We start from the raw sequence: 12,694 nt of genomic DNA, 5'->3' as shown, positions 1-12,694 counted from the left end.
CATGCACCAGACAGATCAGGAAAAAATTATGCAACAGTTACAGAGCGTTATTGAAGCGGCCTTCGAGCGCCGTGCCGAGATTACCCCGGCGAGCGTGGACACCGTAACCCGTGAAGCCATCAACGAGGTCATCTCTCAGCTGGACAGCGGCGCGCTGCGCGTAGCGGAAAAAATCGAGGGTCAGTGGGTAACGCATCAGTGGCTGAAGAAGGCAGTTCTGCTGTCGTTCCGCATTAACGACAACCAGGTTATGGAAGGCGCAGAAACCCGCTTTTATGACAAAGTGCCGATGAAATTCGCCGGCTGGGATGACGCGCGCTTTAAAGCCGCTGGCTTCCGCGTCGTGCCGCCCGCTGCGGTGCGCCAGGGCGCCTATATCGCGCGCAATACCGTGCTTATGCCCTCTTACGTCAACATCGGCGCTTACGTCGACGAAGGCAGCATGGTTGATACCTGGGCGACCGTGGGTTCCTGCGCGCAGATCGGTAAAAACGTTCACCTTTCCGGCGGCGTCGGCATCGGCGGCGTGCTGGAGCCGCTGCAGGCGAATCCAACCATCATTGAAGATAACTGCTTCATCGGCGCGCGCTCTGAAATCGTGGAAGGCGTGATCGTAGAAGAAGGCGCTGTGATTTCCATGGGCGTTTATATCGGCCAGAGCACCAAAATCTACGATCGCGAAACGGGCGAAGTGCATTACGGCCGCGTACCGGCAGGCTCTGTGGTCGTTTCCGGCAACCTGCCTTCGAAAGATGGCAGCTACAGCCTCTACTGCGCGGTGATCGTGAAGAAAGTCGACGCGAAAACGCGCGGCAAAGTGGGCATTAACGAACTGCTACGCACTATCGACTAAGCTTTTCCGACGGGCCTTTCCGGCCCGTCATATTTTCTTTACACTTCTTCCTTCCCTGACCTGATTCGCGAGCCGAATTAACAGGTGCGTTTACTTTTTACCCAGGTCATAATCCGCGCCAGTTATCTCCTGTCGCGCAGTGTTCAACCCGTTTTTTGTCTACAGTTATTTTTGTGCCATGAACACAGATGCGCGCTTCTCTCTTTTTGGTGGAAAAATCGCTATGTATGACAATCTTAAAAGCTTAGGCATTAATAACCCGGACGATATCGATCGCTATAGCCTGCGTCAGGAAGCCAATAACGACATCCTGAAAATTTACTTCCGCAAAGATAAAGGCGAATTCTTCGCTAAAAGCGTGAAGTTCAAATATCCACGCCAGCGCAAAACCGTGGTAGCGGATAACATCAACCAGGGTTACAAAGAGGTGCAGGAGATCAGCCCGAATCTGCGCTACGTGATTGATGAGCTGGATCAGATTTGCCAGCGCGATCAGGTGGAAGTGGATCTGAAGCGCAAGATCCTTGCCGATCTGCGCCATCTGGAGAGCGTGGTTACCAATAAAATTAGCGAGATCGAGAGCGATCTGGACAAGCTGACCCGCAACAGCCGCTAATCGCGCCAGCGCCCAGCTTAACGACAATTTGAAGGCCAGCTGATGCTGGCCTTTTTATTGCCTTAACTCTGCTCGTCCAGCTGCAGCGCCACATAGAGCAGCAGACGATCGTCAAACTGGCTGAGATTCAGCCCGGTCAGCTCGGATATACGGTTGAGCCGATACTCCAGCGTGTTGCGGTGAATAAAGAGCGCGCGCGCCGTGGCGCTGGGCTGCACGTTATGGGTGAACCAGGCGATCAGCGTGCGCCGCAGCAGGCCGTTATTGTCCATACTCTTTAGCCTCGCCAGCGGACGTGCCAGCTCATTCGCCTGCCAGCCGCCGCGCAGGCTGTCGAGCAGCACCGGCAGCATTAAATCCTGATAGAAATAGCTGCGCAGCTCCGGCATACGCTGCTTGCCGACCATCATGGTGGTGCGCGCGGTGCGGTAAGAGCGCGCAATGCTGCCCGGCCCGGTAAAATAGTTGCCAAGCGCGATGCGCATCCGCACCTGCCCGCTCTCTTTCATACGCTGCAGTAGCTGTTCGACGCGCTTGCGATGATCGTCCTGATCGTAGCGCCCATGCGCATTGAGCGCCGGTTTCAGCACTACCATCTCCGTCAGAGAAACGATAGCGATCAGGTTATCGCGCTCCGGCGTGGTGAGCAGCGTTTGCAGCTGCTGCAGCTCAGACATGGCGCTGTCGACGCCCAGCTGACCGCTGTCGACCTCCACCACCGCCGCGACGCGCGGTTGGTTAAGATCGATGCCGAGACGCTGTGCCCATTCGGTCAGCTGCGGCGTCAGGGTTTCGCTGCGGATCAGGTTCAGCACCAGCTCCTCGCGCAGACGGCTGTCCTGCGCCAGCATATGCAGCAGTCTCGTCTGCTCCAGCATCATCTCCGCCGTCATGCAGACCAGCTCGCCGTAGTGGCGCAGCGCGACCGGATCGCCGGTCAGTCCAATCACCCCGACGATTTCGCCGTCAATGCGCAGCGGCAGATTGATGCCTGGCCGCACGCCGTGCAGATGTTTCGCCACCGCCTCGTCGATGTCCACTACCCGCCCCTGCGACAGCACCAGCAGCGCGCCTTCGTGCAATTCGCCAATACGCTCACGATCGCCGCTGCCGATAATGCGCCCGCGCGCATCCATCACGTTGACATTGCTGTCAATAATCTTCATGGTGCGCGCCACAATATCCTGCGCGAGGCGCGCATCAAGATGATAGGTTGCCATCTGTTAATCCTGACAGAGAGTAGAAGAGACAGCATACGCATGGCGGCAGGGCCAGGCATTGTGCAAATGCACAGAGCAAGAGGGGGATTTACAGGTTTTGCGGCACTGGTCACACTCTGACCAGCCTAAATAAAAAGGCGGACCGGAGTCCGCCTGACAGGGAAAATAGCGTTACTGCATCAGCAGATAGATGCTGCTGTCGCCGCGCTTAACGTTAAGCGCCAGCACCGAAGGTTTAGTATCGAGAATTTTACGCAGCTCGCCCAGGTTAGTGACTCGCTGCTGGTTAACCCCAAGGATCACGTCGCCTTTTTTCAGGCCGATACGCGCCGCAGCGCTGTTAGGCTTAACGTTGTCTACGCGCACCCCTTTATCGCTGCCGCTGTCGTTGCTCAGATCGGCGCCTTCAATGCCGGTATAGATAGTGGCCGACTGCACTTTATCCTGCGTGCTCTGCTGCAGCTCAACGGTAACACTGACCGGTTTGCCGTCGCGCAGCAGGCCGAGCTGCAGTTTAGTGCCAATCGGCAGCGAACCGACTTCAGCGCGCAGCGCGGCAAAGCTGCTCAGCGGTTTGCCGTTCATCGACACCACCACGTCGCCCGCTTTCACGCCCGCTTTCGCCGCGGCGGAGTTCGGCAGCACCTGGCTGACAAAGGCGCCGCGCTGGGCATCGACCTTCATCGCTTTCGCCAGCTCTGAGTTAAGCTCGGCACCCAGGATACCCAGCTCGCCGCGTTTCACCTGACCATACTCCACCATCTGGCCCGTCAGGTTTTTTACCATATTGCTCGGGATAGCGAAGCCGATGCCGATATTGCCGCCGTCCGGCGCGAGGATGGCGGTGTTAATGCCGATCAGCTCGCCGTTGAGATTCACCAGCGCGCCGCCGGAGTTGCCGCGGTTAATCGCCGCATCAGTCTGAATAAAGTTTTCGTAATTTTCGACGTTGAGGCCGCTGCGGCCCAGCGCCGAGACGATGCCCGAGGTCACGGTTTCACCCAGGCCGTACGGGTTGCCGATAGCGACGGTGTAGTCGCCGACGCGCAGATTATCGGAATCCGCGATTTTAATCGCCGTCAGGTTTTTCGCATCGATAAGCTGCACCAGCGCGATATCAGAGCGCGGATCCTTGCCAATCACTTTACCATCGTAGCGACGGCCATCGCTGAGCTGCACCTGGATTTTGGTGGCGTTGTCAACGACGTGGTTATTGGTCACCACGTACCCTTTTTCAGCGTTGATGATGACGCCGGAACCTAGCGCGCGGAATTTTTCCTGCTGGGTATTGCCGCCACCACCACCCGCGCCGCTCTGACACATCGGCGAACTCAGGAAAGGCGATCCCTCCTGACAGAAGGGCGAGTTATCGCCAAAGAACTGCTGAAACTGCTGCGGCAGACGCGGCGTTTTCACCGTGGTGCTGCCTTCAACGCTGATACTGACCACCGAAGGCATCACTTTTTCCAGCATCGGCGCCAGGCTCGGTAGTTGCTGACTGGTAGAAGAAGCCGATTCAGCGGCAAAAACGGCGGCAGGGCTTAACGCCAGGCCAAGACTGAGCGCCAGCGCGCTCAACGTTAAGGTGTTTTTTTTCATTCGTGTTAGTCTCATCCAGTAATTAACGTCAGACCCTTGCTGTGGTCAGTTATGAGATTTATCTTTTATCGCGAAGTTCCAGCAAAAGTTTGCGGCAAAAGTAAAAATTTATGCACGCTCTTTACAAAACTCCTGTTATTCCACCGCCATCAGTCGGCGATACTCATCCCACGCATAAAGATCGGTCATCCCGCTAATATAGTCCTGAATCAGACGAAAGCGATAATAACGCTCCCATAGCAGGCGCTGATATTTATGCTCGACCGTCAGCGTCCGCATTTTTTGCTGGTAGGCTTTACGGTGTTTACCGGAAAGCTTATGAAACAGGCGGGTTTCGATAGGGTGCTGACGGAGAAAATCTTCATTAATCAATGTGGTAAAAGCTTCAAAGGTTAGCGACATCAGAGGCTGGTATATTTCTAACAATCCCTTAATAACACGATAACCTTGTAATTCCAGCTGCTCAACCTCAGCATGGTTAAATACATGACGGCGCGCTACCGTTTTGAACATCTGCAATAAGCGCCCCTCTTCACCATCATCTTCTAATAGCGCATGATTAAAATCGCCATTGAAAATGGCGGGTAAATTATCGACAAAACGCTTAACCGCGTGGCTGACCAGCACGCTCTGGACGTTAACGCGTAATGACATAAAGAACTGATCGCTTCTGCTGCGACGCTTTTTGTTACAGGCTTCGCGCCAGGCATCGCCAACCGTTCGACTGAAAGCGTCATTATTTTTTATCGGCCCCCAGTTTTTACATAAATAGTCATAAAGAGCATCAATGTTAAATATATCTTTCTCGACGGCATCGTCCAGATCGGCAATACAGTAAGAGATATCATCCGCCGCTTCCATAATATAGGTCAGCGGAAAGCGATGGTGTTCGGCCATATTGGTCGCTTCGCGCAGTTCGGCAATATATTCCCGCTCGGAGAGATAAAAACCGGGCTTTTTCATCAGGGCGCTGAACTGCTCGGGCTTCTCGCCCTGCCACCAGGCGGGTGCGGTATATTTCAGGATGCAGGCGACCTGGGAGTAGCTCAGGTTAAGCTGCAGCAGAGTATGCACCATGCGGATCGCCTGCGCGTTGCCTTCGAAATGGCACAGATCCTGACGGATCATGGCGTTCAGCCGCTCAAAATCGGCACGCTGCTGGTCGCCTTCAACGCCTGCCACCAGCGGGTCGACCAGCTCCAGAGGAAGATGCTCTTCAAACCAGTCATTGATGGCGGCTTCGCCGAAATGGCCGAAAGGCGGGTTGCCCACGTCGTGCAGCAGGCAGGCCATCTCCACCAGGCTTTCAAACGCCCCTTCCATTTCATCCAGTCCGTACTGCGCCAGGCCGCCCTGATTCTTCAGAGTTTGCAGGATCTCTTTGGCGATATAGCGTCCCGTCTGCTGCACTTCCAGCGAATGGGTCAGGCGCGAGCGTACCGCGGCATTGCGCTCCAGTGGAAAGACCTGGGTTTTTTGCTGGAGTCGGCGAATCGCCGCCGAGTTAATAATACGGCCACGATCGCTCTCAAAGTGGCGGGTAATATAGTATTCCCCTTCCGGCTCTTTGCGCGTGTTATAAGGGCGGGTAAAACTTATCTTCTTCCTGAAATTGACCGTCGCCATCGTTACCCCTTATTACTTCGTGAATCAATCCCCTGCCAGCCATGCTAGACTATGCCTCACTTTTTACGACTACTTCCACCACATTAGCGAGACTCTTTTATGAAAGCAGGCATTATTGGCGCGATGGAGCAGGAAGTGACCCTGCTGCGCGACAAAATCGAGAACCGCCAGACCCTGACGCTGGCCGGATGCGAAATTTACACCGGCACGCTTAACGGCGTTGAGGTCGCCCTGCTGAAATCGGGTATCGGTAAAACGTCGGCGGCGCTGGGCACCACGCTGCTGCTTGAGCTGTGCAAGCCAGACCTGGTGATCAACACCGGCTCGGCTGGCGGCCTGGCCCCTACCCTCTCCGTCGGCGATATCGTCGTCTCAGACGAAGTGCGCTATCACGACGCCGACGTCACCGCCTTCGGCTACGAGCCAGGCCAGATGGCGGGCTGCCCGGCGGCCTTTACCGCTGATGCACAGCTGATTGCCGCCGCAGAGGCCTGCATCAGCGAGCTGAACCTGAACGCCGTGCGCGGCCTGGTGGTCAGCGGCGACGCCTTTATCAACGGCGCCGAGCCGCTGGCGCGCATTCGCACCACCTTCCCGCAGGCGATCGCCGTAGAGATGGAAGCCACCGCTATCGGCCATGTCTGCCACCAGTTCAAGGTGCCTTTCGTCGTAGTGCGCGCCATTTCCGACGTGGCTGATAAGGCGTCGCATCTGAGCTTTGAAGAGTTCCTCAGCGTCGCGGCGCAGCAGTCGTCGCTAATGGTGGAGAAGCTGCTGGCGCGCCTGGCGCGTGGCTAAGCTGCTCTGGCTGATCGGGCTGCTGCTGTTTTGCGGCAGCCTGTTCGCCGCCGCCCCGCGCGTTATTACCCTCGCGCCCCATCTCACCGAAATGGCGTTCGCCGCAGGCATTACGCCGGTGGCGGTCAGCGCCTGGTCCGACTATCCGCCCGCCGCTAAAGAGCTGGAGCAGGTCGCCAACTGGCAAGGCATTAAAGTCGAACGTATTCTGGCGCTGAAGCCGGACGTGGTGCTGGCCTGGCGCGGCGGCAACCCGCAGCGCCAGATCGATCAGCTAAAGCAGCTCGGGGTTAACGTCGAGTGGATCGATCCCGGCTCGCTGGATGAGATGGCGGATGCCGTGGCGGCGCTGCGGCGCTGGAGCCCGCAGCCGCAGCAGGCGCTGAACGCCGCGCAGCAGCTAAGGCAGCAAGTAACCTCTCTGCGCGCGCGCTACGCTGCGCTGCCTGCGGTGCCGCTCTTTCTTCAGTTCGGCCAGCAGCCGCTGTTTACCGCCGCGCGCGACACCCTGCAGAACGACATCATTGCGCTGTGCGCCGGAAAGAATATCTTTGCCGACAGCCGCGTCAACTGGCCGCAGGTCAGCCGCGAGCAGGTGCTGATGCGCCATCCGCAGGCTATCGTTATCGGCGGCAGCGCCGCACAGGCGCAAAACGTCTCCCGCTTCTGGCAACCCCAGCTAAACGTGCCGGTCATCGCCATCGATGATGACTGGATCAGCCGTCCAGGCCCGCGTATGCTGCTGGCGGCAAAACGGCTCTGCGCCGCCCTGCATCCGGAACAATAAAGCAGCAGAAAGCGATTAAAGATTCCGCTAATTTTGCCGTTAATTATGAAACGAGACGTTGATGCCACGTAAGCTCAGCGTCCTTTTATGCGCGCCGCGCATTTTTGCTACACCAGGAATCCAACATGACCAGAGCCTTGCTGCTGGCCTTCGCGATCGCGATCGTCGCGCCCTTTGCGACTGCGTCGACCACGGGAACGATAGGCGTTCAGCTCATTATCTTTTCGCGCTGTGAAATTAACAGCCAGCCGCAACGGGCGCTGCCGCAGATCGATTGCGGTCGCCGCACTAACGCGCAGCCGCGCGTGACGGAAAGCGTGCTAAAAAAGGATACGATGCGTAAGGAAACGGCGAAGCTGATAACCGTTGAATGGTAATGAAAAGGCCGTCGTAAGACGGCCTTTTTGCATCAGATGCTGAAGGAGGAGCCGCAGCCGCAGGTGGTTTTGGCGTTAGGGTTGGTCACGATGAAACGCGATCCTTCCAGACCTTCGGTATAATCCACCGAGCCGCCGACCAGGTACTGCAGGCTCATGGGATCCACCACCAGCGCCACGCCCTGCTTCTCAATGGTCATGTCGCCGTCATTCATTTTATCGTCAAAGGTGAAACCATACTGGAAGCCGCTGCAACCGCCGCCGGTGATATAGACGCGCAGTTTCAGATCGGGATTCTCTTCGTCGGCAATCAGGTTTTTTACCTTGCTGGCCGCCGCATCGGTAAACTGTAACGGCAGTGCTGCAACATCATCACTCATCTCATACTCCGGTAAACGTCCAGGTCATAAAACGACCTCAATTGCCGTATTATCTGCCAGCGCGATAGCGCAATCAAGTTTTGCCCTTCGCACTGTGTGCCTCCGGCCTTCAGCTAAGGTAAGTATAGCGCGCCCTTTCCGCCCTTTCTTCATGTCGTTATCTTCCCGTAGAATGGCGCAAGATTTTTTATGAACCGCTGGAGCCGAATAAATGAGTAAGTCCGAAAACCTGTTTGCCGAAGCGCAACGCCTGATCCCCGGCGGCGTTAACTCGCCGGTGCGCGCGTTTAACGGCGTAGGCGGCACGCCGCTGTTCATCGAGCGCGCCGACGGCGCCTGCCTGTATGACGCCGACGGCAAAGCCTATATCGACTATGTTGGTTCATGGGGACCGATGGTGCTGGGCCACAACAACGTCGAGATCCGCAACGCGGTAATTGAAGCCGCAGCGCGCGGCCTGAGCTTCGGCGCGCCCACCGAGATGGAAGTGAAAATGGCGCAGCTGGTGTGCGAGCTGGTGCCGAGCATGGATATGGTGCGTATGGTTAACTCCGGCACCGAAGCGACCATGAGCGCCATTCGTCTGGCGCGCGGTTTTACCGGCCGCGACAAGATCATTAAATTTGAAGGTTGCTACCACGGCCACGCCGACTGCCTGCTGGTGAAAGCGGGCTCCGGCGCGCTGACGCTTGGCCAGCCTAACTCCCCTGGCGTGCCGGCCGATTTCGCCAGACATACCCTGACCTGCACCTATAACGATCTCGACTCCGTGCGCGCCGCGTTTGAGCAGTATCCGGATGATATCGCCTGTATCATCGTTGAGCCGGTCGCGGGCAATATGAACTGCATCCCGCCGCTTCCGGCATTCCTGCCTGGCCTGCGCGCGCTGTGCGACGAGTTTGGCGCGCTGCTGATCATCGACGAAGTGATGACCGGCTTCCGCGTCGCGCTGGGCGGCGCGCAGGAGTATTACAATGTGCGTCCGGATCTGACCTGTCTCGGCAAGATTATCGGCGGCGGCATGCCGGTAGGCGCCTTTGGCGGACGCCGCGAAGTGATGGACGCGCTGGCCCCGACCGGCCCGGTCTACCAGGCGGGCACGCTCTCCGGCAACCCGATTGCGATGGCGGCCGGTTTCGCCTGCCTGACGCAGATCGCTCAGCCGGGCACCCACCAGACGCTGACCGAGCGCACCACGCAGCTGGCACAGGGCCTGCTGGCGGCGGCGCAGGCGGAAAATATTCCGCTGGTGGTGAATCACGTTGGCGGCATGTTCGGTATTTTCTTCACCGACGCCGACAGCGTTACCTGCTACGCCGACGTGACGAAGTGCGACGTAGAGCGCTTTAAGCGCTTCTTCCATCTGATGCTTGAAGAGGGCGTTTACCTTGCCCCTTCCGCCTTCGAAGCGGGCTTTATGTCGCTGGCGCACAGCGCCGAAGATATCGAGCGCACCGTTGACGCCGCGCGTCGCTGTTTTGCGAAGCTGTAAAAAAGAGAGTAAGTAAAAGACCGGCAGATGCCGGTCTTTTTTTTGCTGGCGGAAAAGAGGTCAACGCGAACGCCGCCTGTGAAAAGCTTTTACCGGGAACGTCTTAATAGCCAGATAAAGTAAGGCGCGCCGAGAAAGGTCGCCATCAGTCCCGCCGGTATCTGATCCGGGAACGCCAGCATACGTCCGCACCAGTCGGCCAGCAGCATCAGGCCCGCGCCAAACAGCCCCGCCATCGTCATCTGCGGCAGCGCGCGACGGAAGCCAAGCATACGCGCGATATGCGGTGCCATCAGGCCGATAAAGCTCAGCGGACCGATCGTCAGCGTCGCGGCGGCAGTCAGCGCGGCCGCCAGCAGCAGCAGCGCCAGACGCGAGGCGTTCAGCGCCATGCCCGCCGAGCGCGCCGTAGCGGAACCCAACGGCAGCAGCGTCAGCCAGCGGCTGGCGAGCGGCGCCAGCGCCGTCAGCACCAGCGCCAGCACGGCGCTCTGCAGCGCCGCCTTTTCGCTGACGTTATAGGTCGAACCGGAAATCCAGCTCAGCAGGCCGCCCATGCGCGGATCGCCGCTCGCCAGCAGCAGCATCAGCAGCGTAACGAAGGCGCTGTTAAGAGCCATCCCCGCCAGCAGCATACGCTCCGGCGAAAAGCCGCCGCGACTCGCCACCAGCATAATCAGCAGCAGCGTTCCCGCAGCGCCCAGCGCGCCCGCCGGCAGCAAAAACGCCAGCGCGTCGCCCGGCACGAAAAACAGCATCACTACCACGCCGAACGCCGCGCCGGAGCTGATACCCAGCACTTCCGGGCTCGCCATTGGATTGCCGGTCAGGCGCTGGATCAGACTGCCCGCCACGCCGAGCATCAGCCCCACCGCCAGCGCCGCCAGCAGACGCGGCGCGCGCCACGGCAGCAGCTGGTGGAAAAGCTCGTCGCTCGACCATAGCCAGCCGTGCGCATCGCGACCGAAGGCGAGCGCGGCCCACGCCAGCAGCGCAAGCAGCGCCAGACCGAGTAGCGCCCAGCGCAGCACCGCGTGGCGTTCAGCCGGCACCTTATCACCGCTGTCGAGCGCGGGCGGCACCGAGCCGGTGCGCAGGCGCGGCAGCAGCCAGAGCAGCAGCGGCACGCCCGTCAGGGCGGTCAGCGTGCCGGTGGAGAGTTCGCGCCAGTGCGCGGTGAGCCACAGCACGCAGGCATCCGCCAGCCACAGCAGCAGCGCGCCGATCAGCGGCGCCAGCAGCATGCGGCTTAACAATCGACGCGCCCCCAGCAGCTTCGCCAGCAGCGGCGCGAACAGGCCGATAAAGCCGATAATGCCCGCCACGCTCACCAGCTGCGCACTGAGCAGGATCGCCAGCGCCAGCGTGCCGACGCGCGCCATTGCCAGCGCCAGGCCGAGGTTCTTCGCTACGCCGTCATCCAGCCCCATCAGCGTCAGCGGACGCAGCAGCGCCAGCGCCAGCACAAAGGCGAGCAGCAGACGCGGCCAGAGCAGGCTGACGTTCTCCCAGCCCATCTGGTTCAGCGTGCCGGTACTCCACAGGAACATATTCTGCAGCTGGTCGTGATTGAATATGGCGAAGATCTGGTTCACCGCGCCGCTGTAGAGGCTCAGCACCAGCCCGGAGAGGATCAGCGTGACCGGCGACAGCCGTTTGCCCCAGGCGACGCCGAACACCACCGCGCCCACCGCCAGCGCGCCGATCAGCGCCGCCAGCTGCGACGTCGCCGCGCCGCCCGGCAGCTGCCACAGCGTGGCGACGGTAATGCCGAGCTGCGCACCGGACGAGACGCCCAGCGTCGTCGGCTCCGCCAGCGGGTTGCGCAGCGCCTGCTGAAACAGCAGCCCCGCCAGCCCCAGCCCGGCGCCGACCAGCAGCGCCAGCCCGAGCCGCGGCAGCAGGCTATAGTGAAACAGCATCTGCTCGATGTTGTTCTGATCCGGCGACAGCAGACCCTGCGACCATTGCGCCGACGGCAGCGCCGCGCGCAGATTAATAATGCTCAGCAGCAGCGCCAGCACAAACAGCAGACTCAGCAGCGCGGCAGGAAAATAACGATGGCGCATCAGCGCGTCTCCAGCGCGCGTTCCAGCACGCGAACAAAATGCAGCGCCGACAGCGTCGCGCCGTAGTACCACACCGCCGGAACCCGCTGAAAGCGTCCGGCACGAACAAACGGCAGCGCCTGCCACAGCGGGCTGCGGCCGAGCTGCACCATATCGCCGTCGTTATCATGATCGAAGCAGATGGCCTCTGCGTCACGCAAATACGCCAGCCGTTCGATGCCCGTGACCGCACTGCCCCAGAAGTTGGTTTCGCCCTGCCACGCGTTGGTCAGTCCAAGCTGCTCCATCACTTCCAGAAACAGGCTGTTTTTGCCGAAGACCAGCGCATGACGGCTGTCCATCAGCGACATCAGCAACACCGGGCGCTTCGCATGGGACGCAAGCCGCTGACGCGCGGCGGCCAGCGTTTGATCCAGCTGCTGCAGATGCGCCTCCGCCTCCGCTTCACGGCCGATACGCGCCGCCAGCGCGCGCAGCGAATCGCGCGCGGCAGAGAGCGGTTTGCCGTCGCCGCGGTTAAGATCGAAGCCCATGATCGGCGCGATGCGCTGGAGTTTTTCCGGCGACGGTCCGTAGCCGTTTGAACAGAGGATTAGCGACGGCTGCAGCTGAGTCATCAGCTCCAGATTAGGTTCGGTGCGCAGCCCTACGTCCACCGTATGCGGCGGCAGCGGCGGCTGGCCGACCCAGATGTTGTAGTTGCGGGTATCGGCGACGGCCAGCGGCGCGACGCCGAGTGCCAGCAGCAGCTCGGTCGGCAGCCACTCCAGCGCAATAATGCGCTGCTCAGGCAGGGTCGTGGCGCGCAGCGGCAAGGCGCTCAGCCAGGGCGAGACAGCCAGTGCCGCCAGCAGGCGACGACGCGTGATCTCCATGC

12 protein-coding genes are annotated in these 12,694 nt (G+C 59.7%); 6 read left to right on the top strand and 6 right to left on the bottom strand.

Annotation, left to right across the window (positions count from 1 at the left end):
• Positions 1-28 precede the first annotated feature (28 nt).
• A complete protein-coding gene (dapD, locus tag D7S44_RS14125; protein WP_120455914.1) occupies positions 29-853 on the top strand; it encodes a 2,3,4,5-tetrahydropyridine-2,6-dicarboxylate N-succinyltransferase in 825 nt (274 codons plus the stop codon).
• Positions 854-1,076: 223 nt separating this feature from the next.
• Positions 1,077-1,469 carry a DUF3461 family protein gene (locus D7S44_RS14120; protein ID WP_120455828.1) on the top strand — a complete coding sequence of 131 codons (393 nt, stop codon included), beginning with the start codon at positions 1,077-1,079 and terminating at the stop codon, positions 1,467-1,469.
• Positions 1,470-1,531: 62 nt separating this feature from the next.
• Here the strand turns inward: D7S44_RS14120 and D7S44_RS14115 are convergent, their stop codons facing one another.
• The 3 genes from D7S44_RS14115 to dgt form a co-directional block, all read right to left on the bottom strand.
• Positions 1,532-2,689 (bottom strand): CdaR family transcriptional regulator, encoded by a 1,158-nt coding sequence (locus D7S44_RS14115; RefSeq protein WP_120455826.1) that lies wholly within the window; start codon positions 2,687-2,689, stop codon positions 1,532-1,534.
• A gap of 171 nt (positions 2,690-2,860) precedes the next feature.
• Positions 2,861-4,288: a serine endoprotease DegP gene (gene degP / locus D7S44_RS14110; protein WP_120455824.1), complete on the bottom strand. Its 1,428-nt coding sequence runs from the start codon at positions 4,286-4,288 to the stop codon at positions 2,861-2,863.
• Between the two features lie 135 nt (positions 4,289-4,423).
• On the bottom strand, positions 4,424-5,914 hold the full coding sequence (gene dgt / locus D7S44_RS14105; protein WP_120455822.1) for a dGTPase: 1,491 nt from the start codon (positions 5,912-5,914) through the stop codon (positions 4,424-4,426).
• A gap of 99 nt (positions 5,915-6,013) precedes the next feature.
• Here dgt and mtnN point away from each other — a divergent pair, with 99 nt between their 5' ends.
• The 3 genes from mtnN (at position 6,014) to D7S44_RS14090 (ending at position 7,876) form a co-directional block, all read left to right on the top strand.
• Complete coding sequence (gene mtnN, locus D7S44_RS14100; protein ID WP_103793992.1) at positions 6,014-6,712, top strand: 5'-methylthioadenosine/S-adenosylhomocysteine nucleosidase; 699 nt, start codon at positions 6,014-6,016, stop codon at positions 6,710-6,712.
• Positions 6,705-7,499, top strand: a complete 795-nt coding sequence (gene btuF, locus D7S44_RS14095) for a vitamin B12 ABC transporter substrate-binding protein BtuF (protein ID WP_120455820.1) — start codon at positions 6,705-6,707, stop codon at positions 7,497-7,499. The genes mtnN and btuF overlap by 8 nt, the downstream gene beginning before the upstream one ends.
• A gap of 125 nt (positions 7,500-7,624) precedes the next feature.
• A complete protein-coding gene (locus D7S44_RS14090; protein ID WP_120455819.1) occupies positions 7,625-7,876 on the top strand; it encodes a Csu type fimbrial protein in 252 nt (83 codons plus the stop codon).
• 32 nt (positions 7,877-7,908) lie between these two features.
• Here D7S44_RS14090 and erpA read toward each other — a convergent pair whose 3' ends face one another.
• On the bottom strand, positions 7,909-8,256 hold the full coding sequence (gene erpA, locus D7S44_RS14085; RefSeq protein ID WP_033749565.1) for an iron-sulfur cluster insertion protein ErpA: 348 nt from the start codon (positions 8,254-8,256) through the stop codon (positions 7,909-7,911).
• Between the two features lie 211 nt (positions 8,257-8,467).
• Between erpA and hemL the strand changes: the two genes are divergently transcribed.
• A complete protein-coding gene (gene hemL / locus D7S44_RS14080; protein ID WP_120455817.1) occupies positions 8,468-9,748 on the top strand; it encodes a glutamate-1-semialdehyde 2,1-aminomutase in 1,281 nt (426 codons plus the stop codon).
• Between the two features lie 89 nt (positions 9,749-9,837).
• Here the strand turns inward: hemL and fhuB are convergent, their stop codons facing one another.
• On the bottom strand, positions 9,838-11,817 hold the full coding sequence (gene fhuB / locus D7S44_RS14075; protein WP_120455815.1) for a Fe(3+)-hydroxamate ABC transporter permease FhuB: 1,980 nt from the start codon (positions 11,815-11,817) through the stop codon (positions 9,838-9,840).
• The gene (fhuD, locus tag D7S44_RS14070; protein ID WP_120455813.1) at positions 11,817-12,692 is read right to left on the bottom strand and encodes a Fe(3+)-hydroxamate ABC transporter substrate-binding protein FhuD; all 876 of its coding nucleotides are present in this window, start codon (positions 12,690-12,692) and stop codon (positions 11,817-11,819) included. Before fhuD ends, fhuB begins: the two co-directional genes overlap by 1 nt.
• Positions 12,693-12,694 lie beyond the last annotated feature (2 nt).

It is taken from the genome of Pantoea piersonii, from assembly GCF_003612015.1.
In the GTDB taxonomy this organism is placed as follows: domain Bacteria; phylum Pseudomonadota; class Gammaproteobacteria; order Enterobacterales; family Enterobacteriaceae; genus Pantoea; species Pantoea piersonii.
The sequence above is the reverse complement of the archived record's forward strand: the minus strand, read 5'-3'. Positions and strand labels throughout refer to the sequence as shown.

Excerpts from the sequence above, each read along its gene's own strand:
- dapD (WP_120455914.1), top strand. The coding sequence starts at position 29 with ATGCAACAGTTACAGAGCGTTATTGAAGCGGCCTTCGAGCGCCGTGCC.
- D7S44_RS14120 (WP_120455828.1), top strand. The coding sequence starts at position 1,077 with ATGTATGACAATCTTAAAAGCTTAGGCATTAATAACCCGGACGATATC.
- D7S44_RS14115 (WP_120455826.1), bottom strand. The coding sequence starts at position 2,689 with ATGGCAACCTATCATCTTGATGCGCGCCTCGCGCAGGATATTGTGGCG.
- degP (WP_120455824.1), bottom strand. The coding sequence starts at position 4,288 with ATGAAAAAAAACACCTTAACGTTGAGCGCGCTGGCGCTCAGTCTTGGC.
- dgt (WP_120455822.1), bottom strand. The coding sequence starts at position 5,914 with ATGGCGACGGTCAATTTCAGGAAGAAGATAAGTTTTACCCGCCCTTAT.
- mtnN (WP_103793992.1), top strand. The coding sequence starts at position 6,014 with ATGAAAGCAGGCATTATTGGCGCGATGGAGCAGGAAGTGACCCTGCTG.
- D7S44_RS14090 (WP_120455819.1), top strand. The coding sequence starts at position 7,625 with ATGACCAGAGCCTTGCTGCTGGCCTTCGCGATCGCGATCGTCGCGCCC.
- erpA (WP_033749565.1), bottom strand. The coding sequence starts at position 8,256 with ATGAGTGATGATGTTGCAGCACTGCCGTTACAGTTTACCGATGCGGCG.
- hemL (WP_120455817.1), top strand. The coding sequence starts at position 8,468 with ATGAGTAAGTCCGAAAACCTGTTTGCCGAAGCGCAACGCCTGATCCCC.
- fhuB (WP_120455815.1), bottom strand. The coding sequence starts at position 11,817 with ATGCGCCATCGTTATTTTCCTGCCGCGCTGCTGAGTCTGCTGTTTGTG.
- fhuD (WP_120455813.1), bottom strand. The coding sequence starts at position 12,692 with ATGGAGATCACGCGTCGTCGCCTGCTGGCGGCACTGGCTGTCTCGCCC.